This is a genomic window from Myxococcales bacterium, from assembly GCA_012517325.1.
In the GTDB taxonomy this organism is placed as follows: domain Bacteria; phylum Lernaellota; class Lernaellaia; order Lernaellales; family Lernaellaceae; genus JAAYVF01.
Window position 1 is genome coordinate 25,406 of the sequence record JAAYVF010000076.1, and the last position, 21,442, is coordinate 46,847.

General features: G+C 62.8%; 20 protein-coding genes. 6 read left to right on the top strand and 14 right to left on the bottom strand.

The window, feature by feature from the left end:
- Positions 1-288: 288 nt before the first annotated feature.
- Genes GX444_13445 through GX444_13455 form a run of 3 tightly spaced genes read left to right on the top strand, consistent with a single transcriptional unit; the run spans position 289 to position 2,400 of the window.
- Positions 289-588, top strand: a complete 300-nt coding sequence (locus tag GX444_13445; protein NLH49586.1) for a hypothetical protein — start codon at positions 289-291, stop codon at positions 586-588.
- Between the two features lie 2 nt (positions 589-590).
- Positions 591-1,415 carry an HDOD domain-containing protein gene (locus GX444_13450; protein ID NLH49587.1) on the top strand — a complete coding sequence of 275 codons (825 nt, stop codon included), beginning with the start codon at positions 591-593 and terminating at the stop codon, positions 1,413-1,415.
- 28 nt (positions 1,416-1,443) lie between these two features.
- Positions 1,444-2,400 carry a diguanylate cyclase gene (locus tag GX444_13455; protein ID NLH49588.1) on the top strand — a complete coding sequence of 319 codons (957 nt, stop codon included), beginning with the start codon at positions 1,444-1,446 and terminating at the stop codon, positions 2,398-2,400.
- A 392-nt stretch (positions 2,401-2,792) separates the two neighbouring features.
- Here GX444_13455 and GX444_13460 read toward each other — a convergent pair whose 3' ends face one another.
- The 12 genes from GX444_13460 to GX444_13515 form a co-directional block, all read right to left on the bottom strand.
- Positions 2,793-4,106: a hypothetical protein gene (locus GX444_13460; GenBank protein ID NLH49589.1), complete on the bottom strand. Its 1,314-nt coding sequence runs from the start codon at positions 4,104-4,106 to the stop codon at positions 2,793-2,795.
- Positions 4,099-4,788 carry an ABC transporter ATP-binding protein gene (locus GX444_13465; GenBank protein NLH49590.1) on the bottom strand — a complete coding sequence of 230 codons (690 nt, stop codon included), beginning with the start codon at positions 4,786-4,788 and terminating at the stop codon, positions 4,099-4,101. The genes GX444_13460 and GX444_13465 overlap by 8 nt, the downstream gene beginning before the upstream one ends.
- A 12-nt stretch (positions 4,789-4,800) precedes the next feature.
- Positions 4,801-6,021 (bottom strand): ABC transporter permease, encoded by a 1,221-nt coding sequence (locus GX444_13470; GenBank protein NLH49591.1) that lies wholly within the window; start codon positions 6,019-6,021, stop codon positions 4,801-4,803.
- Between the two features lie 10 nt (positions 6,022-6,031).
- Positions 6,032-7,264: an ABC transporter permease gene (locus GX444_13475; protein ID NLH49592.1), complete on the bottom strand. Its 1,233-nt coding sequence runs from the start codon at positions 7,262-7,264 to the stop codon at positions 6,032-6,034.
- A 1-nt stretch (position 7,265) separates the two neighbouring features.
- Positions 7,266-8,030, bottom strand: a complete 765-nt coding sequence (locus GX444_13480; protein NLH49593.1) for an outer membrane lipoprotein-sorting protein — start codon at positions 8,028-8,030, stop codon at positions 7,266-7,268.
- A gap of 76 nt (positions 8,031-8,106) precedes the next feature.
- On the bottom strand, positions 8,107-9,132 hold the full coding sequence (rfbB, locus tag GX444_13485) for a dTDP-glucose 4,6-dehydratase (protein ID NLH49594.1): 1,026 nt from the start codon (positions 9,130-9,132) through the stop codon (positions 8,107-8,109).
- A 79-nt stretch (positions 9,133-9,211) separates the two neighbouring features.
- Positions 9,212-9,601, bottom strand: coding sequence for a response regulator (locus tag GX444_13490; protein ID NLH49595.1), 390 nt, complete (start codon positions 9,599-9,601; stop codon positions 9,212-9,214).
- 24 nt (positions 9,602-9,625) lie between these two features.
- Positions 9,626-11,275, bottom strand: a complete 1,650-nt coding sequence (locus tag GX444_13495; GenBank protein ID NLH49596.1) for a response regulator — start codon at positions 11,273-11,275, stop codon at positions 9,626-9,628.
- Complete coding sequence (locus GX444_13500; protein NLH49597.1) at positions 11,272-11,955, bottom strand: hypothetical protein; 684 nt, start codon at positions 11,953-11,955, stop codon at positions 11,272-11,274. The genes GX444_13495 and GX444_13500 overlap by 4 nt, the downstream gene beginning before the upstream one ends.
- A gap of 56 nt (positions 11,956-12,011) precedes the next feature.
- Positions 12,012-14,072: a response regulator gene (locus GX444_13505; GenBank protein NLH49598.1), complete on the bottom strand. Its 2,061-nt coding sequence runs from the start codon at positions 14,070-14,072 to the stop codon at positions 12,012-12,014.
- Between the two features lie 110 nt (positions 14,073-14,182).
- The gene (locus GX444_13510) at positions 14,183-15,706 is read right to left on the bottom strand and encodes a hypothetical protein (protein NLH49599.1); all 1,524 of its coding nucleotides are present in this window, start codon (positions 15,704-15,706) and stop codon (positions 14,183-14,185) included.
- Positions 15,703-16,269 (bottom strand): VanZ family protein, encoded by a 567-nt coding sequence (locus GX444_13515; protein ID NLH49600.1) that lies wholly within the window; start codon positions 16,267-16,269, stop codon positions 15,703-15,705. The genes GX444_13510 and GX444_13515 overlap by 4 nt, the downstream gene beginning before the upstream one ends.
- Before the next feature lie 134 nt (positions 16,270-16,403).
- Here GX444_13515 and GX444_13520 point away from each other — a divergent pair, with 134 nt between their 5' ends.
- Entirely contained in the window at positions 16,404-17,282 is an 879-nt protein-coding gene (locus GX444_13520) for a hypothetical protein (GenBank protein ID NLH49601.1), read from the top strand.
- Between the two features lie 88 nt (positions 17,283-17,370).
- A complete protein-coding gene (locus GX444_13525) occupies positions 17,371-18,597 on the top strand; it encodes a response regulator (GenBank protein NLH49602.1) in 1,227 nt (408 codons plus the stop codon).
- A 16-nt stretch (positions 18,598-18,613) separates the two neighbouring features.
- Here GX444_13525 and GX444_13530 read toward each other — a convergent pair whose 3' ends face one another.
- Together GX444_13530 and GX444_13535 are read right to left on the bottom strand one after the other, a co-directional pair.
- Positions 18,614-19,375 (bottom strand): ParA family protein, encoded by a 762-nt coding sequence (locus GX444_13530; GenBank protein ID NLH49603.1) that lies wholly within the window; start codon positions 19,373-19,375, stop codon positions 18,614-18,616.
- Positions 19,376-19,400: 25 nt separating this feature from the next.
- Entirely contained in the window at positions 19,401-19,721 is a 321-nt protein-coding gene (locus tag GX444_13535; protein ID NLH49604.1) for a hypothetical protein, read from the bottom strand.
- 179 nt (positions 19,722-19,900) lie between these two features.
- Here GX444_13535 and GX444_13540 point away from each other — a divergent pair, with 179 nt between their 5' ends.
- Positions 19,901-21,412, top strand: a complete 1,512-nt coding sequence (locus tag GX444_13540) for a hypothetical protein (GenBank protein NLH49605.1) — start codon at positions 19,901-19,903, stop codon at positions 21,410-21,412.
- Positions 21,413-21,442: the final 30 nt, after the last annotated feature.

Consider the following 21,442-nt stretch of genomic DNA (forward strand, 5'->3'; position numbering starts at 1 on the left):
AGCGCCGCGTTCCGCCGCGCCGCCGATTATTCGCGGCTCGCGGTCAAAAAAATGGTTATTACCATGAAAAGATGCCGGTTTTCGCCAGGGCAGGACCGCGGGAAAAATACGAGTGGCTTTTCTCGGCCATTTGTGGCAAAAGTAGCAGGGTCGACGGTATTCGGCATTGCCAAACGATTGCTTTTTCACCAATATGAACGGTGAAAAAAGAAATCCGGGCGAATAATCGACTCTGCCGTCGAGTCTGACCTGCCATTGTGGCGTGGATGTGGGACAAGGAGTTGGGGCTTGCGTAAGATCAGTTTGAAAGAAGCCGAACCGGGAATGGTTCTGGCGCAGGCGGTAGTCAACGAAAAAGGCATGAACCTGGCCGGGCCCGGTTCGGAAGTCAACGAACGGCTCTTGTTGCGATTCGAAAACATGGGGATCACCTTCCTGTGGGTTGAAACAGACGACAGCGTGGACAAGCAACAAGCGGCCAAGATGAAAGAAACCATCGAAAAGCGATTTGCGGTTGCAGGACCGTCGGAGCTTTGGGCCGACCTGAAAACCATCTTGCAACAACGTGTGGATCAGCGAGTCAAATAAAAATGATGATCGACGAAAAAGTATTTCGCGCCAAAGTCAATGCGCTGCAAAATCTGCCGGCGTTTCCCGGGATTCTCGATAAGTTCAACGAACTGGTGAAGGATCCGAAAATCTCGATGAACCAGATCGGTGATCTGATCAGCAAGGACCAATTGCTTTCGGTGAAAATCCTCAAGCTGGTCAACAGCGCCTTCTACGGTTTTCCGGGCCGGATTTCAACGATTACCCACGCGCTGGTGTTGCTGGGTTACGACGTCGTCAAAGGCTTGATCCTTTCCGCCAGCGTTTTCGACATCATGTTCGACAAGTGGCAGCCCCTGTGGCGCCACTCGCTCGGCGTCTCCAAGGCCTGCGGCCTCATCTGCAACCGGCTGAAAATCGAAAACGCCGAGGAAATCTCCATGGCCGGCCTGTTGCACGATATCGGCAAGGTCGTCTTCCTGCTGATGGAACCGGACATCTACGGCCAGGTGAAGCACGCCGCCGAAAAACGCAACCGGCCCATCGTGATGGCCGAGCAGACCATGCTCGGGTTCAACCACGCCGACGTCGCCTCGTGGCTCTGCGAAAAATGGCATTTGCCGCAACGACTCAGCACTCCGATGGCGTTTCACCACAACCCTGATCAGGCGCCGAACGCGCCCGTGCCGACGGCGGTGCTGTTCCTGGCCGACAACCTGGTCAAGGCGCTCGGTTACGGCACCGAACCCCTCGCCTTGGTCGAGCCGATGCCCGAGGCCGTCACGAAAAATCTGGCCGTCACGCATCAATTTCTCGCGGAAGTGACCGACGTTTTGGAAGCGGAGCTGGTCGCGCTGGGCGTTTGACCGAAAAGGATCCGTGGTGTCGACAAGAATGCGCAAACGAATCATGGTGCTGGACACCGACGAGGAGCGCGGGCAGCAGATCGTCAACATGATCAACGCCGAGGACCACCTCGGCTACCTGATGCTCGACACCAATCGCGCCCTCTCGCAAATCTACAACGACACCCCCGATCTGATCATCATGGCGATCGAAAGCGAGCGCTGGAAACCCTTCCTGCGCATGTTGAAGAACGACACCGTCTTCGCGCACATCCACGTCCTCGGGCTTTGCGATCCCTCCCAAATCGGGCCGGAAACCTCGTTCGAGTCCCTGCCGCTCGACGATTTCACCTTTCTGCCGGTGGACCTGAGCGAACTGCAACTGCGCCTCCACCTGGCGATCGACAAGGCCGGCCGCTACCTCGACGCCAACCCGCTGTCGCGACTGCCGGGCAATTTTTCCATCGTCCAGGCGGTGCAGCGGCACATCGAGGACAACAAACCGTTCGCCTTCGCGCACCTGGACATCGACAGCTTTAAGCCCTTCAACGACCGCTACGGTTTCACGCGGGGCGACGAGGTCATCCGCATGTCGGCGCGCGTGCTGGTCAACACGGTGCGCATCTTCCCCGAGGCGCAAAGTTTCGTCGGCCACATCGGTGGCGACGACTTCGTGCTGATCGTCAACCCGACCCACCTCGACGCGGTCTGCCAGCAAATCATCACCAATTTCGACATGCTGGCCTCGATGTTCTACGACGACGAGGACCGGGCGCGCGGCTACATCGAATCGGTGGACCGCCAGGGCACGCCGCGCCGCTTCCCGCTCATCAGCATCAGCATCGCCGCCGTCCTGTCGACCAACCATAACTTCACCCACTACGGCCAGTACTCCACGGCCGCCAACGAAGTCAAAAAGAAGGTCAAGCAGATGGAAGGGTCCAATTACCTCGTCGACCGCCGCTGCACCAAGGAAGAAGACGAGGACAAGGGCGTCGTGCACTAGGCTTCACTCGCTACCATTTCCTCACCGGACCCGTCATATCGTATCGGGAATCATTTCAGGGGAATGATCCACCGACGACACAGATTGCACAGATAGAATCCAGTAAATTCCGGTTCTCTTCTTCTTCTTGTCTTTCAATCCGCCTGGGTGCCACGGTCTTGAACCCGGATTCGCGAAGAGCACGGCCATCGATCCTGAAGGATCGAAGACCGTGGCACCCCAACGCCGTTTGATAAAGAAAGAACAGGATTGGAACCACGAATAAACGCGAATGAACGCGAATAAGAAGAATAAATTAGTTCATCCGGAAAAAGGATGGAGAGAAACCAAAAAATCCCGATTTCCTTCTTCTTGTCTTTCAATCTGCGTAATCTGCGGATGAGTCTCTTGGTTTAGAAATAGTACTTCAGGTAGCTGTAGTACGACTCGGGCACGGTCAGCTCCTCGCCGCCGAAGGGATTTATTTGGCCGCCGTATTCGCTCGGAACGCGGCCGAAGGTCAATTGCGCGCCGAACAGCCAATCGAGGTCGCGCAGAACCGACCAGGTGACGACCGGCCCTTCGTACCCGCTGCCGTCGGTCAGGTTGACGATGGCGGTATTGCCCACGGTCACCAGGGCGTGCGGCTGCACGGTGAAAATCACCCCGAGGTAATGCCGGCCGACGTTGTACAGTTCGCCGCGCGCGGCGGCGCGTTGAAAGGCCGGCTCTGTCGCCAAATCGGCGTATTCGTCGGGATCGTCGCGCCCGAATCCGTTGTAAAAGTATTCGCCCGCGAGATACGGATTCCAGGCCACACCCCAAGCGTAATCGGCATTGGCGATCGCCTGGTAATAGACCTTGCCGGGAACGCCTGCCACCGTCGTGCGGGTGATCGCGCCGCGCCAGCCGGCATCGAAAAGCTGGCCATCGACCTCGAAGCCCGCCTTGGCGCGGTCGTACAGCCAGCCGCCCGAAAACGCCCACTCGGCTGCGAGCAGCCGCCAGGCGACCCGCCCGGCCGCCGCGCTGTGTTCGCCGTCGACGCGATCGTCGCCTTGCCGCACCGGCGCCGCGAAAGCCTCGACCGTCACGGCGTCGGTCACCGCGACGCGCGCGTGCGCCAGGTCGACCCCGATTTTTTCTTCCTTGTCGATTTCGGTCGGCGAGAACGAGGCCAGGTAGTCGGTCGGATTCCAAATCCGGCCGGGGCCCCAGGTCAGCGCGGCGCGGCCCAGGGTGAAATCCCACGGCCCGGCGTGCAATTTCAGGTAAAGCCGATCGAGGCGATGGCTCAGCCGGTAGTCGTCGGTTTCGTCGATCGAGTGTTCGAGCCCCAGCAGTTCGGGCGTCGTCACCACCGGAAACAATTGCGCGAGTATTTGTTCGCCGAACGGATTGCCGCCGTATTTTTCCTCGCCCCGGCGGCGCAACCGCTGATCGTCGCCGACCAGGCCGAAGAGTTCGTAATTCACGCCCAGTTCCAGCGTCTCGCCCAAAAAGAGCGACGACCGCGCGCGAAAACGCGAGGCGTCGTTCCAGAAAGTCTCGCGTTCGGTCAGGCCGGCGGCCTCGTAGGCGCCGGCGCCCTGGGTCATGGCGGCGAACGATTTGAAATAGCCGCCCAGCCGCCAGGTCAGCGGTCCCGCCGGCAGGTCGGAAAAGGCCGTCGCCGCCACGGGCCAGAGCACCGCCAGCAGAAACAGGCCCAGTCCGCGTTTAATCATTTTGCCGCTTGTCCTCGACGATCCGGCCGTCGTGCAGAATCAACAGGCGCCGGCTGCGTTCGAGTACCTGGCGATCGTGGCTGGAAAACACGAAGGTCATGCCCTCGTCTCGGTTGAGGCGCCACATCAGGTCGATCAGTTCGTCGGCCGTTTTGCTGTCGAGGTTGGCGGTCGGTTCGTCGGCCAGGATCAACTCGGGCCGGCTGACGATCGCCCGCGCGACCGCGACGCGCTGCTGCTGGCCGCCGGACAATTCGTTGGGGCGCCGGTCCGCCAGTTCGCCCAAGCCCACCTTGGCCAGAATTTCCAACGCGCGGCGGCGGCGTTCCCGCCTGGCGACGCCTTGCACCATCAGGATGAACTCGACGTTCTCCACCGCCGACAACACCGGAATCAGATTGTAGGATTGGAAGATGAACCCGATGTGCCGCCGGCGCAGTTCCGACAGCGCCCCGGCGTTCAGCCCCGCCAAATCCTTCCCGATGACCGTCACCCGGCCGGAGGTTGGCACGTCGAGCGCGCCGACGACGTTGAGCAGCGTGGTCTTGCCCGAGCCCGACGGCCCGGCGATGGCGGCGAAATCGCCGGCCTCGATGAGCAGATCCACGCCGCGCAGGGCGGGCACCTGGACCTTGCCGACCAGGTAGGTTTTGGTCAGTTCCCGGCATTCGACAATCGCCATCGTCACACCTCGCTAAACTTGCCGCAGCGCCTGGGTCGGCCGCAAACGGCTGGCTTTCCAGGCCGGGTAAAGCGCCACCAGCACCGCGACCGACAACGTGGCCAGGCTGGCGATGAACAGATCGCTCGCGGTGAGCGACGGATTGAGCACCCCGCGCATGCCCATGTAACTCATGCCTTCGACGAAGGACGTCAGGTCGATGCCGTGCTGTTCGTAATAGCCGACCACCAACAGGCCGATGCCGTTGCCCAGCCCGCAGCCGAGCAGCGCCAGGAACAGCGCCTCGAGCACGATCACGCCCACGACGGTCCGGCGCCGGACGCCGAGCGCCAGCATCATGCCGATTTCGCGGGTGCGCTCGAACACCGACATGAGCATGGTGTTGGCCACCCCGAAAGCCATCGCCGTGAAAAAGAAGAGGTTGAAAATCCACATCAGCGAGCGGGACATCTCGATCAGGGCGACGACCAGCGGCTGCTGATCCATCCAGGTGGTCACCACGTACCCGGCCGCCGGCGTCACCGCTTGCGCGGCGGTTTTCACCTTCACGCTGCCGTCGGGGTCCACGGCGGCGAGCACGTATTCGGTGACCCGCCCCTCGAGGTTGAAATAGCGCTGCGCGTCGGCCAGCGTGACGTAGCACGTGGCGCGGTCGAAATCCGCCAGGCCGGTGTCGAAAATGCCGGCCACGCGAAACACCGCGTCGACCACCTCGCCCGACGGCGCGGTGCCGCGCACCACCAGCCGCCGGCCGAGCTTGGTCTTGAAGCGGCGGGCCAGTTCGGCGCCGATGACGATCTTGCCCGACTCGCCCGCGCGCAGCCATTGGCCCTCGCGGACGGAGCGCGGAATCATCGACACGTCCTTTTCGCCGTCCGGCTCGGTGCCGATCAGCATCGCCATTTCGGATTTCTCGGCGTTGGCGACCAGCACGTAGGATTTCAGGCGGGCGGCGACGGCGGCAACGCCCGGCAGCCGCCACAATTCGCGTTCCAGCCGATCGTCCTGCGGCAGGTTCGTCTTCACCTGCGGATTCTGATAGTAGCCCGGCGCCTGGATCTGCACGTAGCCGGTGGTGATCGAAACCGCGTTGTCGACCGTCTGCGTCCACCAGGCGTTGACGAACGAAATGTAGAACAGCACGCCCAGCAGGCCGACGACGATCGCGGCCACGAGGATGAGCGTCCGCCGTTTGTTCCGCCACAGATTGCGCCAGGCCGTCCGCCAGAGCATCGTCGCCTTTCTACAAGTGCCGCAGCGCTTCCAGCGGCCGGAAGCGCGTGATTTTCCACGCCGGATAACCGGCGACCGCGGTGGTCACCAGCCAGACCTGCAACAAGACGAATCCCACGATCCCGGCCGTCAGCACCGGGTACATCGAACTGGACAGGCCGTACTGCGCCATGTACTCCTCGGCGCCCTTGATCGGGATGCCGGCCCGGGCGAAGTAGAGCGTCAGCGCCCCGCCGATCAGCAGGCCGATCAGAAACCCCGCCGCCGTCAGCAACTGGCTTTCGAGCAGCAGCAGCAGGCCGCAGGCGCGCGGCTTCACCCCGATGGCCATCATCACGCCGAATTCGCGGAAGCGTTCGAAGGCGCTCATCAAAAAGGTGTTGAGAATGCCGAACGCCACGACCAAAAGCAGCAGAAACACCATGACCTTGCCGGATACGCTGTCGAGTTGGATGCCCTGATCCAGCCCCGGCGCCACCTGTTTCCAATCCAGCACCCGCAGGTCCGGCGAAAGCGCGGCGATTCGCGGTGCGAGGGCCGCTTTGAGCGGCTCCACCCGCCGGTGGCTGTCGAGCAGCACCGCCACGACGCTGACCCGCCCCTCCATCGCCATCATGCTTTGCAGCGGCGCCAGATTCATGATCACCGCCATGCGGTCCAGTTCCGGCAGGCCGGTGCGGATGACGCCGCGCACCCGCACCTTCGCGGCGGCGATGGAGCCGTCGATCGCCTGACCGAGCAGGACCAGCTCGTCGCCGAGGCCGGCCGCCAGGTTCGTCGCCAGCTTTTCGCCGATCAGCACGCCGTCGCGGTCGGCGTCCGTGATGAACTCGCCCTGCCGCACCAGCCGGGGCCAGGTCGAGACCTGCCGTTCGCGCGCGGCGTCGGTGCCGATGACAACCGCCACGAAGGACGAATCGCCCTTGGCCACCAGCATGCCCGTGGTGATCCGGGCCACCGCGCCGACCACGCCCGGCTGGGCGTCGAGCGCCGCGTAAACGCGCTCGGGGGCGTCAACGGTCAGGTTGATGTCCTCGTTCTCGAGGTAGCCGGCGGCCTGCACCTGCAGGTGCCCGGTCTGCATGCGGACGGAGCTGTCGATCATCTGGTCGTAGGAACCGGCCTGCATGCCGGTCATGAAGATCATCGTCATCGTGGCGAAGGCGATCGCACACAGATTGATGGCGGTGCGCCGCCGGTTGCGGCCCAGGTTGCGCCAGGCCATGGCCAGCAGCAGGCGCACGTCAGCGCACCCCGCGGGTCAGGTTGCGCTGGGTGAAGGTGTCGGGCGGAATTTTCAGGTCGAACTGCATCTTGGCAAACCACATTTCGGTCTTATTGCCGGGCTTCTTGGCGTTGGTCATGACCATGTGGCTGCCGATTTTCCGCCCGCCGACAGCGACGATCTGGTCGACGGTCATTTCGCGGGCCACCCGGTTGTCCTCGTCGAAATACTGCGCCCGGCGCACCACGTAGGTGCCCTTCGCCACCCAGCTCACGATGCGGTCGTGCACCACCGGAGCGTCGGGTTTGGCGGTCGATTCGATCTTCCAGCAAAGGTCGCCGCCGACGTTTTCCTCGCCGGCGATGCGATGGGTGTAATCGACGATCATCGTATCCGAGCGCGCCAGGTCGTTGTTGCTGAAATCCGAGCCCATCCAGCTTTGCGACATCATCGAGGGCGGAATCTTCACCGTGCGCTCGACGTTGGGCAGGTAGTTCCACATCTCGCGGCCCAGTTTCAGAAAGGTGACGCCGGCGTCCTTCGCCGGGGCCAACACCTGGATGAACGCCTTGTCGCGCCCTTGCGTCCAGGCCTTCATCCGCACCTCGCGCTCGAAGTGCGGCGTAACGATCTTCATCGTCAATTCGGAAAAACTGGTGTCGCCGCGCATCAGGTCGTCGCTTTTGGCGATGATTTCCTCGACGGTCGGCTCGGCGGCGACCGCCGCGGCCGTGGCCAGCAGCAGCAACGACCCGAGAATCGCCAGGCCGATGGATAAGCGCATTGGATCACCCCGTCGCTTTATTTTGAGCGTTGATTCCAGGTTGTCGCGCGCGAGCCGGTTTGTCAAACACGCCGCATTATTTGCCCGCTTCGTCCAGCCGCGCGCCGTACATCTTTTGGTAGTAGTCGCGGTAGGCGCCGCTTTTGATCTCCTGCCACCAGGATTCGTGGTCGCGGTACCAGCGGATGGTTTCGGCGAGGCCGTCGCGGAATTCGATCGTGGGCCGCCAACCCAGCTCGCGGCCGATTTTCGCCGGGTCGATCGCGTAGCGGCGGTCGTGTCCCGGACGGTCGGTAACGTGGGTGATCAGCGATTCGGGCTTGCCCAGCAGTTCCAGCACCAGCTGGGTGATGGTCACGTTGGCCAGCTCGTGGTTGCCGCCGATGTTGTAAACCTCGCCGGGCCGGCCGTTGGTCGCCACTACCCACACGGCGCGCACGTGGTCCTCGACGTGGATCCAGTCGCGCACGTTCAAGCCGTCGCCGTAGAGCGGCAGCGGCTTGTCGGCCATGGCGTTGGTCACGAAGAGCGGAATCAGCTTTTCGGGAAACTGGTAGGGGCCGTAGTTGTTCGAGCAGCGGGTGACGAGCACCGGCATCCCGTAGGTGCGGTGGTAGGCCAGGGCCAGCAGGTCGGCCGCCGTCTTGCTCGCCGAATAAGGGCTGGACGGCTTGAGCGGGCTGGTTTCGGTGAAGCGGCCGGTCGGGCCCAGGTCGCCGTAGACCTCGTCGGTGCTGACCTGTACGAACCGCTCGACCCCCTGCCGGCGCGCGGCGTCCAGCAGCACCTGCGTCCCGACGACGTTGGTCTGGACGAACACGGCCGGGCCCGTGATGGAACGGTCGACGTGGCTTTCGGCCGCCATGTGCACCACGACCTGGCAGCCCGCCATGGCCCGGTCGACGTCGGCGGCCCGGGTGATGTCGCCCTTGATGAAACGGTAGCGCGACCGGCCCTCCAGGTCGGCCAGGTTGGCCAGGTTGCCGGCGTAGGTCAGCGCGTCGAGGTTGACGATTTCCCAATCGGGCTGATTGGCCAACGCCCAGCGGACGAAATTCGTGCCGATAAACCCGCAGCCACCGGTGATCAACAACCGTTTCATGGTTCTCCCATCCGCCGACCGAACTGTTATTTATGCGAAATACCGCCCGAACGGGCGGCGTGTCAAACCAGCCGGACCGTCACGCCGACGCGTCGCCGATCTGGCGCCGGACTTTCTCGAGCATTTCGGACAGGTCGAACGGTTTTTTGAGAAAATCGACCGCGCCTTTTTCGAGGGCGCGGCGTTTCTCGCCGGCGAATTGGATCGTCGTGTAGGCGGTCATGAAAATAATGGGGATCCGGGCGGTTCGTTCGTCCAGGTGCAGGGTCGAAAGCACGTCCCAGCCGTCCATGCGCGGCAGCATGATATCGCACAGAATCAGGTCGGGAACGATCCGGCGAGCCTGTTCGATGCCGGTTTCGCCGTCGGTCGCAACCGACACCTCATAGCCGGCAAAACTCAGCTTGGTCTTGATGATATCGGTGTTTTCCTCGACATCATCGATCACCAGGATCTTCTTCACGCCCATCCACCTGCCCTCCCCTCGACGCTGTCAATGGTATTTCACGCTCTCTCGCCGCACGGCTCTCAGGTGTTCGATCAGTTCGTCGCGGCTGAACGGCTTGGTCAGGTAACCGTCCACGCCGAATTGGTCGCCCTGCGCGCGGTCCTCGATCACCGAAAGAATGATGACCGGGATGCCGCGCGTTTCGGGGTTGTTTTTCAGCTCTTGCAGAATCGACCAGCCGTCGCGCTCCGGCAGCCGAATGTCCAGCGTCACCGCGTACGGGTGGATCTGCTTCGCCAGGGCGACGCCGGCGTCGCCGTCGGTGCAGCGGATGACGCGGAAGCCGGCCGGTTCGAGCGTCTCGGTCAGCAGGTCGAGCATCGTTTCGTCGTCGTCGATCGAGACGATCGTCTTGGCGCCGATGGCCGTGGTCCGCGCTTCCGGGTCGCGGCTCAACGAAAGCTTGGCGGGAATGACGACGCGAAAGAGGCTGCCCTTCGCCAATTCGCTTTCCACCTCGATGTCGCCGCCCAGCAGATCGACCAGTTGTTTGGTCAGCGCCAGGCCGATGCCCGCGCCGCCCGCCGGCCGCGTCGAGGAGCTGTCGACCTGGCGAAAGCTTTCGAAAATCGTCGCCAGCTTGTCGGGAGCGATGCCGATGCCGGTGTCGCGCACCTCGATCGTCACCCGCCGGCCGTCGTCGCGGCCCGCCACACGCAGCGAGACCTCGCCGGCGTTGGTGAATTTGAGCGAATTCGAAAGCAGGTTGTACAGCACGTGCTGAACCTTGCCGCGGTCGCTCGACAGCGTGGCCGGCAAATCGGCCGCGCATTCGCATTTCAACTCGAGCCGCTTGGTCAGAAACAGCGGCCGCAGGGTCTGGACGATGCTTTCGACCAATTCGCCAGGACTGAATTGCTCGATGGTCAGGGTCATCCGGCCGGTCTCGACCTTGGCCAGGTCGATGATGTCGCTGATCAGCCGCTGCAGCATTTGCGCGTTGTGGCGGATCCGACCGACGGCTTCGTGCTGGCGGCCGTCCAGCGGCCCGTAAATGCGGTCGTAAAGCAATTCCGCGTACCCCAGCACCGCTTGCAATGGCGTCAGCAGTTCGTGGCTCAGGTTGGCCAGGAAATCGCCCTTGAGGCGGACCGTCTCCTCCATTTTGTCGGCGGCGGCGCGGAGTTGCAGGTTGGCCATTTCCAGCTCGGCGGTCCGCAACAGCACGCGCCCTTCCAGATCGGCATTGGTCGTTTCCAGCCGCCGGTGCGCGTCCTCGAGTTGGTCGGCCATGCGGTTGAACGATTCGACCAGCGCGCCGAACTCGTCCTGCCGGTCCGTTTCCAGCCGCATGCTGAAATCGCCGCGCGCCAGGTGGCGGGTCGCGGCGGAGAGCAGGCGCACCGGTTTGGAAAACGATTGCGACAGGAACACCGCGGTGAACAGCACCAGAATCGCGGAAATCAAAAAGACGAACGCCAACATCAGGTAGGCGTCATGGGTGACCTGGGCAACCCGCTGGGAGATGTGCACCGCCATTTCCGGCGAGACGTTCGCGCCGGCCTGGCCGATCAATTGCTGCGTCATCTGTTCGTAATTCGAGGTGAGCAACGCCATGACGATCACGAGCGGAATCAGGGCCAGGCCGCTGAAAGCGATGAAAATCTTGGCGAAAATGCTCAGTCGGGAAATCACGCTTTTCTCCCGTGCGCCACGATGCGAATCGAAGTCTCCTGCGGCAGGGCCACCAGGAGCGTCAGCAAGGCGCTGATCGGATAAACCAGCCGGATGAGCAACAACTGCCAGCCGCTCCAGGTGCCGCGGACATCGACGATGCCGGCCAGCGCGTAAAGCAGCATGGCAACGATCGCCACCAGGGCCGCGCGATCGAATTTATCCGGCTGATGCCACCGCCGCCAGATCATTAAAAGTATCCCATATCCGAACAAAAGAAGCGATAGAACATAACCCGGCAGGAAGGCGAAAAACGCGTTGCGCGGCAGCTCGTGCTCCGTTCCCCAGGTCGTCGCCACGGTTTCCACGATTCCTTCGGTGAACAGCAACAACAAAAACGCGGCCAGCGAAACAAAGGAAAAACCGGCCAGAACCCAGGTGCGGCGCCGATTCTGCCAAATGACCTCGGTGACGAAAATGATCCCGGCGAGCAACTGGCAGGCGAGGCAAATTTCATCGGCGAAGAACATCAGGCGATCGAGGCCCAGCAGAAAAACCTGTTTGGTCAGCAGATACAGAAAATAAAAGAAGTTGCGTAACCCGGCGAAAAACCAGAGCATTGCCGCGAAATTCCAGCAGCCGGCCAGACTTTGCCACGCCAGATTTCGCTGTGGTTGCCGGAACAGGGTTCGGGCGACCATCCAGCCCGCCACCGAAACCATCCAGCAAAGAAATACGTTATAGAGGACCGCGTTAATCATGCCTTCTTAACATCGGTCGAAATCGCCAATATCTGAAGTACCTCCTCAATTAAACGTTTCTTTTCGTAGGGTTTGGCAAATCGGCTGGATACGTGATAAAGGGCGGTCAATTCTTCCTGAATATTTTCGGATACCAGAATCACCGGCAATTTTTCCGTCGCCGGATTGGCCCGCAGATCGTGCAGAACTTTCCAGCCGTCCAAATGCGGCAATAGCGGGTCGAGCAGCAACAGGTCGGCCTGGTTGTCGGTGATTTCCTTGAGTACCTCGCGCCCGTCGCTGCAGGCGATAGCGTGCAACCCCTCGGATTCCAACGACAATTGTAAAAAGCGCGCTTCCTCCGGATTGGAATCGGCGACCACGACCGTTTTCTTGTTCCGTTGCGCGTCCAGGCTTTCCGGCTCCGCTTCCGGCTCTTCGACCACGCCGGCCGGCTTCACGGGAAGGGTCACGGTGAAAACCGACCCGATTTTCGGCTGGCTGCCCACCTCGATCGTGCCGCGGAGCAGGTCGACCAGCTTTTTCACGACCCGCAGACCCAGGCCCGGGTAGCCGGCGGTGGTATTGGTTCGGCCGATCTGGCCGAATTCCTGGAAGAGCATCGGCAATTCCATCGGGTCGATGCCCGGACCGGTATCCTCGATGGAGAAAGCGATGACCGAGGGATTGGGCGACGACACCCGCACGACGACGTGGCCGCGCGAGGTGAATTTCACCGCGTTGGTCAGCAGGTTGATCAAGATGTTCTTGAGCTTGGTCTTGTCGCAGATGAAGCGGGCCGGCGTTTCCGGATCGAGTTGCGTGTGCAGCTTGAGGCCTTTGCTTTCGGCGAGCTGGCGGATGGTCTCCAGGGTTTCGGTCACGGCGTCGCGAACCGTCACGGGTTCGTAGAAAACCTTCAACTTGCCCGCCTGCAATTTCGACAGGTCGAGCAGGTCGTCGATGATGTGCAGCAACACGCGGGTGTTCGAGGAAATCCGTTCGGCCGCGTTTTTCTGCCGCTCGTTGAGCGCCCCGTAGATTTCCGACGACAGCAGATCGGCGAAGCCGGCGACCGACGAACTGATGGTCCGCAGTTCGTGCGACAGATCGGCGATGAATTCGCTCTTCAGCCGGCTTTGCCGTTCGAGCTTGGCGGCCAGTTCGCCCAATTCCTGGTTGGCCTTTTCCAGCTCGGCGGTCCGCAAGTCGACCTTTTCCTGCAACGGCACGTGCAGCTCTTGCATCTGCGCGTACATGCTTTCCATTTCCCGCAGGTCTTTTTCCAGCGCGGCCACCGTGTCGGCCAGCATGTCCTTGCGGGTAAACACCGGCTGCTGCCACCAATGGGTCGGAATCTGCTCCCAGGTGATGTGATACAAGGTATGCGAGGCGCCGTAGGTGATCTCGCCCAAAACGAAAGAGCCTTCCTCCGTCAACCGGCCTTCCGCGCGGCGCGCGGCCGGATCGTCGACCGGATGGCTGAAGACCTCGCCGTCGGGCGCCATCGCGTACTGGCGGTTGCCGATCGGCGAACACTCGGCGATATTGGCTTCGAAGCGGGTGATTTCCACCTTGGCCATGGGCAAATCCCACAACAGCGGGATGCCGACCAGGATGCCTTTGACGAAATTCAGGTTGTGATAGGTGGGATGAACGTTGAGGGACGTGCGCAATTCCAGCAGGGCCGAGGATGTGCCGATGCGCAACGGCGTGAGTTTCATGAAATCGGCGAAGTAATCGGTCAGGTGCTCGGTGCGTTGCAACACGCGGCTGGTCGTGCCGAAGAGCCGGAGAATGGTGCCGACGGCGCCCAGCGTGTTTTCGCGCACGGCGAACAAACCGACTTCGGCTGCGATTTCCGGATTGCCGGTAGCGGCCGCCAGGCGCACCCAGAGCGCCTGGGCGATATTGTGGTCCACCCACCCGCGGTTGTCCGTCAGTTGGGCGGCGGTCAACGGCAGATTTTCGCAAAGCCCGGCTGCGATCAACCCCTGCGTTTCGGCGAAACGCAGGATCGCGGCCGTGACCCGACAACTGACTTTCGGTAATACCTGCTCGGCCAAACTACTGTCCAATCCCCACCCGACTGCTTCTATCTTAACGTCTAATTGAAAGGGAGTCGAGATCGGTCGGATTTTTCTTTGTCCAACAGTAAATAACGCCGCTCGAATCGCGCCGGAAGCGACTAGCGGGCCGGCGGTTCGAGGTCGCGCCGCAGATAAAGCGTGAAATCGAAAACGCGGCCGGCGATCCGGTACTGTTCGATCAGCGCACGATGGATCGCCGGAAACGAAACCAGCGTGTCGCGGCTGTTGCGGAAGCCGTGCAGATGCGGAGTCAGCGGATCGTTTTCCCGCACCGCCACCACTTCCGGCGGGTGGTCTTGAAACAACTCGAGGGTGCGCCGCCGCGCCGTGCCGCCGTCGAGCACCGGGGCCAGGGCCAGGCAATTGCCCGCCGGCGTCAGCCCGCTGTAATGGTACAAGCCGGGTTCGGAACCCCACACGAACAGTCGCCAATCCGGCCGGGTCAACCGCGAAATCTCACCGGCGGCCTCGCGGGTCACGGCATAGGAAAACGAAGTTTCCGGATCGTTGAAAAAATCGGCCAGGTAAAAAACGCTGTCGCCGCCCAGGTAACGCAGAAAATAATGCCACTGGCGGCTGGCGTTCAGCCACGGCCCGCCGAACAAAAAAATCAGCGAAAGCAAGGCGCCGACCAGCCACGGCAGGATTCGCGTCGGCCACCGGCGGTTGATCAACGCCGCGCCTTCCGCCACCGTCACAGCCGCGCCGACGGCCAGCGGGCCGAAGGCCAAAAGGCGATCGGTCCCCGCCGAGGACAAGGCGGTCGCCGCGCCCAGCACCAACAACAGCACGGCCAATTGGCCGCACGCCGGACGCGGCGGCGCGGCGCGGATGAATAAAAATCCCAGGGCGAGAACCGTCAGCACGTCCAACGGGAAAAAATTGGGGGTGGTGGCGTATTCGTTGAGACGGCCCTGGAAGATTTGCCAGATCGAAGACCAATCGATGCCGCCCAGCCACCAGAACAACAGCAGGATCGGCAAACCGACCAGGCCGGCGATGAAAAACGATAGATCGCCGATCCGGTTATCCGCCGGCGATTCGCGTCGCCGATAAAACCACTCGAAACCGATCAAGGCCGGCGCCGTCCAAACGGCTTTGGCGGCGAACAGCGTCGCCAGGCTCAGCAGGAAACCACCGGCCAGCAGCCGCCGCCGGCTTCGCGGTTTGCCGCCCGGCCCCCAGCACAGCAGCGACAACAGCAAAGGCAACAACGCCAAGCCGGCCGGTTGCATCGTTTGCGTAAAACCGCCGGCCAAATACCGGGAAGCCAACAACAGGGCGGCGAGCACCGCCGCCAGGCGGCTGCGTTCCGTCCATTCGTAGGCGACGATCGCGGCGATCATGCAGGTCAGGATCATCCAGATCCATTCCAGCCGGCGGGCGTTTTCCTCCAACGGCCCGATCAATTCGCGCGCCGCCAACATCCAGAAAACCATGCCGGGCGGCCGAACGTTCCAGAAATGATCGAGGGAAAAACCCTGCTTTTCCTGTAGATGCGCGCCGACGGCGAAGCCGGCCTGATCGCGACCGAACGGCATCATCTGCAAGGGGGCCAGAAAAATGGTCACCAAACAGGCCGTCGCCGCCGCCACGAGCCAAAACCGAAGCCCGTTTTTCATGCCGCTGATTTTGGGTTGGTTTGCATGGTTATCGCTCGGACGATCACCGCCGCCGACCAAGCGCCCAGACCGCCGGCCGCCGCATTCACCAGCACATCGCGCGTATCGTAAAAGCGACCCGCCAACAGGCCCTGCAGCAGTTCGTCGCCCAGTCCGATATTAAATACTAAAAGTGCTGCCGTCAAAAGGCGGTCCCGGTCGGTCCAATGCCCGCGCAACGCCCGCCAGGACAACATCCCGATCACCAGGTACTCGGCCAGGTGGATCCGCTCGATGGGCATCGGTGAGAGCAGGACGGCGATCGCCGCCAGCAATCCCGCCGCGATCGCCAGGCTGAGGTAGACGCGAACGGCGCGAACCCGGCGCCGCAGCCACAACCAGGCGAGAATCCCGCCGCCGCCCGACAACGCGCCCAAGAGCAATCCGCCTTGAATTGCCCTTCCCAAGCCGGCCCGCGACGCGAATTCAAACCACGAGCGAACCCAGGGCAAGGTGAAATAGACCGCCAGAACGACGGCGACCAGGGGCAGCCAGGCGGACCATGAAGCGCGGCGCGAAGGCATGTTTTTTTCTAGTCCCTTTTTCGAGGAAAAGACAATAGGCTGGAAAAAAACCTTGCGGCGGGACGAGGTGTCCATTAGTTTGAATGCGCCGGCCAGGGTTACGCCGCGGGCCGGCGTCGCAAGGGAGATTCCTCATGAAAGTCCGTCTTTGGATCGCGTTTCTGCTGCTCTGCCTGGCCGGCAACGCCTGGGCGGCGAAGCAATACGTCATCCAATCCTCCGAAATCAACCTGCGCGACTTCGCCCGCGTGGTGGCGAACGCGACCGGCCGGACGATTCTCTACGGCCCGGAATTCAACGGCCAGGCCTTTCTCGAAGTGCCGAAAAAACAGGTGACCGCCGACGAACTGTGGGCGATGTTCCTCTCGGCGCTGGCGCAGAACAACTGGGGCGTCGTGGTGCACGGCAAGGTCGTGCGCATCGTGCCGCGGCAGGATCTGTCGACGCAGGACAGCCCGGTCATCCTGGCCGACGAGCCGAAACCCGGCATGGAGGCCGAGGAATTGATCACCGCCACTTTCGCTCTCAACCACGTCGACCCCACCGAAGCCGCCATGAAGCTCGCGCCGGACGTCGGTCCCGAGGGCAAAATCGTGCCGCTCCCCGCGCAGGGCCGCCTCATCGTCGTCGCGACCGCGGCCAACGTGGAAAAAATCAAAACGCTGCTCGAAACCCTCGATCGCGCGGAAAAGCGCGACACGCTGGAGGTCATCCGCGTCAAGCACGCCGACGCGACGCGGCTCGCCGAAATCCTGAACCGCGTCTTCTCGACGCTGACCTACGAGGGCGGCCGTTACCAGCCGCGCGACACGGCCGGCGGACTGGTCGTGCTGCCCGAGTCCGGCACCGGCTCGGTGGTGCTGCGCGGCGACGAACGCGACGTCAAAGCCGCCGTGCGGCTGGCGGGCAAATTGGACGGCGCGACCGACTCGATCGTGCTGATCCGGCAATTGGAAAACGCCGATGTCAACGAAATGGCTAAGCTATTGAACCAACTCGGGCCCGGGAAATAGCCGTTTGCGGCGTCGCCGGCGACGGTAAAAAGCTTGGAAAAAACCGAATCGCGGGGCTATAATGATCGCTCAGGGGGTACATTGATCTTTGCGTAATTTTCCGCCCACATCGGTCGAGGTCCTGTGCGTCTCCGGCGACGCGCAATTGTCCGAGGAGCTGATCCAGCTTCTGCGCAAATTGCGCCTGCGCGGCGAGGCGGCGCACAGCACCTCGCAAGCCCTGCAAATGATCAATCGCCGCACGCCCTCGCTGGTCATCGTCGATTTCATCCTGGCCGACGGTTCCGGCCTGGAGTTCATCCGCCAGTTGCGTCTGACCCGTTTCGCCTCCCGGATTCCGGTCCTGATGCTGGCCACCAATTTCCAAGCCGAGCACTACCGGACGCACCACAACGGCCCGGGGCCGCAGGACTGGCTGTACAAGCCGATCGACGAGGAGCGGCTCGGGAACGCGGTGATGCAGTGGGTCGGCGTGGAGGTCAAGGAAGCGTTCGTCCCCGAGCATCACGATCCCGACCCGGGCCGCCTGCTGACCGAACAAGGCACCTTCCGCGAACTGCCTTTCGCCCGGGTGCTCGTGCTGGCGGGCCGGCGCGGCGTCGGTTGCCTCGCCATCCGGCAACGCGAACAGTGGTTGCAAATCGGCCTGGCCGGCGACCGCCTCACCGGGTTGGCGAGTTCGTACATCAGCGATTCGTCGCTCGGCCGGCTGCTGCTGCAAAGCGGCCGCATCAATCATCAGATTCTGGCCGACGCCCAGGCGGCGATGGCCGGCGGCAAGCGTTTCGGCGAATGGCTGATCGAGCACGAGTGGCTGGGGCGGGACGAGCTGAACGAACATCTCGAAAAACAGGTGATGGAAAAGCTGACCGCGCTCTTTTCCTGGCGCTGGTACGATTCCGCCTGGCAATACGAGGCCGGCGACTGCGCGGCGGCCATGCACGTCCGGACGGAAATTCCCATCCGGCGCATCATTTTCACCGGCATCACGAAGTACTACGACCGCGACCGCCTGGAAATGATTTTCATGAAGCGCGACCGCCTCTGGCGCCCCGTCATCCCCACCACGCCCTACATTGACGAGGTGCCCGTGCCGGCCCGCCGGCTGCTCGCCGCCGCCGACGGCCACGCCACCCCGGCCACGGTGCGCACCCGCGCCGGCATGGAAATCTCGCGCTTCTATCAGATGCTCTACGGCCTCTGGATCCTCGACCTGGTCCGCTTCGGCGAGCCGATCAAATCCTCCCAGCCGCCGAACGCCGACCGCTCGGCCGCCGAAAAAGAAGAACCGCTGGAATTCATCCGCCGGAATTGAGGCGACTCGGCCGGCATTACTTCAGCGCGGCGATTTCCTCGGCCAGCGCACCGAGCATTTCGGCGCCGCGGCTGGCGGGCGCGTAGTCCCAGATGGTGCGGCCCATGCTCTGCGCCTCGTCGATGGCCACGTTGTAGCCGATCGGCGCGCGCGACACCCGGTCGCCGAAAAAGTCGCGCAACTTGGCCAGGATGGCGTCGGCCAGATTGGTGCGGCGATAGAGGGTCGGCACGACCAGCGTCACTTCCAGGTCGCGCTTTTTGTAGGTGCGGCGCACGTTTTCGACGGTTTCGACGATCTCGCTGCAGCCGTCGAGCGCCAGGTAGGTCAGGCTGACCGGAATCACGATTTCCTTGACGGCCAGCATGATGTTCAGCGTCAGCAGGCCCAGCGACGGCGGGCTGTCGACGATGAAGAAATCGTAGCCCTTGAGGGTTTCGAGCTTGTTGCGCAGGCGCATCACCCGGTCGGGGTCGGCGGCCGCGATCACCGTGAAATCGACCAGCGACTTATTGGCGACGATCAAATCGAGGTTCGGGAGCCCCGACGCCGTCACCGCGTCGCGGGCCGCGACGTTCGGATCGGTCAGCAGCTCGAACATCGACGGCCGGATCGCCGCCACGTCGAGCCCGAGCGCCTTGCCGACCTGCCCTTGCGGGTCCATGTCGATCAGGCACACGTGCTTGCCTTGCCGGGCCAGGTAGGCGGCGGTGTTCACCGCCAGCGTGGTTTTGCAGGAGCCGCCCTTTTCGTTGACGAACGCGATTTTCCGGGTCACCGTCGACCTCCCCGGCGCGGCGCCGCTACTTTTTCATTTTCGCGGCGAGCCGTTCGAGTTTGCCTTGAATCGTTTCCAGGCGCGTTTCCAGTTTCGCCACCGAATCGCCGAGCTTGGCCACCTTGCGCACCAGGTCGTCGTAATCGGCCTTGGTCGGCACGTTGACCAGGTTCATCGCCAGGCGCAGCCCCTGGTCGGCCTTGCGTTTGGCGCCGGCGGCCCGCTGGATGGCGCTGCCCAGGGTTTCGGCGAATTTCGGATTGGTCAGGAATTCGTTGACCAGGTCGTTGAATTTGGGCTCGCCCGCGTCGCGCGGCCGCTTCGGATCGGCTTTTTCCGTGGTCATGTCACCCGCCCGTCGCTGGTTGTCGGATTGCGAAAAACCGTACGGCGCGACCCGAAAATTGTCAAGCAAGCGCGGCGGACGAGGCGCCCGCATTTCGGCGGCCGGCCCGATTCTTTGACGCCCCGCGATCGATCGGTTAAGCTTTTTTCGAATTTTCCACCACGAAAGCGGCCGGACACATGAAGCGATGGGGCGCACCCATTTTATTTATCCTGCTGGTCGCGACCTTCCTGGTTCCCTGGCTGGCTTTCGTGCTGCGTTTTCCCGCCGATTCGGTCATTTTCAAGGACGAACCCTGGCACGCGAATATTTTGCTGCGGCTGCTGCACCAGCCGAAGACGGGGCTTGCCGATATTATATTCGCCAACCCGGACTATCCGCCGCTGTATTACCTGCTGGCCTTCGCCGCGGCGAAGGGCACCGGCGACGACGGGCGCTTGGGCCTGGCTCTGCCGAACCTCTTGTGCTTCCTCGCCCTTCTGGCGATGGCGTTTCACCTCACCCTACAAAGATTGCCGGCCGGGCGCGCCTGGCTGGCCGGTTTCCTGGTGGGCTTGACGACCTTCTATTGGTCGTTTTCCATTACCACCGAAATGACGCTGGCCGTGACGGTCGGGCTTTTCCTTTACCTGCTGCTACGCCGCGACCAAAGCCCCTGGACGCCGGTGTGGTTGGGATTGGCGGGCGGGCTGGCCTTGCTGGCCAAACAGACCACGCCGCTCTACCTGGCCGGCGCGGTATTGTTTTACAGCTGGGAAAAGTGGCGGCCGAGCCTGGGCTTGGCGCGCGCGGCGACCCGGCTGGCGGTCGTCGGCCTCGTCGCCGCCGCCGTGGCCGGCGCCGTTTTTTATCACCGCGGCGACGTCTTTCTCGTCCTAGGCCCCCGGATCGCGCGCGGTAGCCTGTATCACACCATCGACAAGGGCGCCGTCGCGCGCCTGCTTTTTTATCCGCGCTACGCGGCGCCGCAGCTCGGTTTCCTGGTCCTGGCGCTGTTGGGTTGGCGCCGGAAAAGACCGGATGCCGCCGCCGGCGCGCTGCTGGTCACCGTGCTGCTGGCCACGGTCGCGCTCAGCCTGTATTCCTCGAAGTTTCCCGAATACATCATGCCCGCCGCGTTCCCCCTGGCGTTGCTTTTCGTTTGGAGCCTCGGCGACGAATCGGCTCTGTCGCCGGCGATCCGGGCGGCCGTCGCGTTGAGCCTCGTTCCGCCCCTGCTCGTGCTTGCCGGCTGGCTGCAATGGCGGTTCGTTCACGTCGCCTGGGAAGCGCGGTCCGTCGGCGAGGTGAGTTCGCTGATCCGGGCCCAAAACGATCCGGCGACGCCGCTGCCGACCCTCAGCCTGGGCTCGGGCATGTGGCAATACCGCCTGGAAAACGTCTTCCGGCGCGAAGCGAAGACCGAACGCCTGCCGGTCACTTCCGTCCGCCTGGCTGACCTGTCGCGCCCGGACATGGCGCGGTTTCTGCTCTTCCGCGAAATGCCCGGCGTCGATCCGGCGGCCGATTGCGGCACCGCGGCCGAGCTTCGGTTCGTCCTGAACCGCCGCGACTGGCCGCCGTGCGACGACTGCCTGCCGCGACTGGCCGCCATGCTGCAAACCGTCAACCGCGAATATCGTGCGCGACAAAGCGGCCGGATGGGCGGCGAAGCCTTTTGGACGCTCTGCGAACGGCCGGACCGCGAATAGACGCGAAAGCCGATCCTGTTCCCTGACTTT

Excerpts from the sequence above, each read along its gene's own strand:
- GX444_13450 (NLH49587.1), top strand. The coding sequence starts at position 591 with ATGATGATCGACGAAAAAGTATTTCGCGCCAAAGTCAATGCGCTGCAA.
- GX444_13455 (NLH49588.1), top strand. The coding sequence starts at position 1,444 with ATGCGCAAACGAATCATGGTGCTGGACACCGACGAGGAGCGCGGGCAG.
- GX444_13460 (NLH49589.1), bottom strand. The coding sequence starts at position 4,106 with ATGATTAAACGCGGACTGGGCCTGTTTCTGCTGGCGGTGCTCTGGCCC.
- GX444_13465 (NLH49590.1), bottom strand. The coding sequence starts at position 4,788 with ATGGCGATTGTCGAATGCCGGGAACTGACCAAAACCTACCTGGTCGGC.
- GX444_13470 (NLH49591.1), bottom strand. The coding sequence starts at position 6,021 with ATGCTCTGGCGGACGGCCTGGCGCAATCTGTGGCGGAACAAACGGCGG.
- GX444_13480 (NLH49593.1), bottom strand. The coding sequence starts at position 8,030 with ATGCGCTTATCCATCGGCCTGGCGATTCTCGGGTCGTTGCTGCTGCTG.
- rfbB (NLH49594.1), bottom strand. The coding sequence starts at position 9,132 with ATGAAACGGTTGTTGATCACCGGTGGCTGCGGGTTTATCGGCACGAAT.
- GX444_13490 (NLH49595.1), bottom strand. The coding sequence starts at position 9,601 with ATGGGCGTGAAGAAGATCCTGGTGATCGATGATGTCGAGGAAAACACC.
- GX444_13500 (NLH49597.1), bottom strand. The coding sequence starts at position 11,955 with ATGGTCGCCCGAACCCTGTTCCGGCAACCACAGCGAAATCTGGCGTGG.
- GX444_13510 (NLH49599.1), bottom strand. The coding sequence starts at position 15,706 with ATGAAAAACGGGCTTCGGTTTTGGCTCGTGGCGGCGGCGACGGCCTGT.
- GX444_13515 (NLH49600.1), bottom strand. The coding sequence starts at position 16,269 with ATGCCTTCGCGCCGCGCTTCATGGTCCGCCTGGCTGCCCCTGGTCGCC.
- GX444_13520 (NLH49601.1), top strand. The coding sequence starts at position 16,404 with ATGAAAGTCCGTCTTTGGATCGCGTTTCTGCTGCTCTGCCTGGCCGGC.
- GX444_13535 (NLH49604.1), bottom strand. The coding sequence starts at position 19,721 with ATGACCACGGAAAAAGCCGATCCGAAGCGGCCGCGCGACGCGGGCGAG.
- GX444_13540 (NLH49605.1), top strand. The coding sequence starts at position 19,901 with ATGAAGCGATGGGGCGCACCCATTTTATTTATCCTGCTGGTCGCGACC.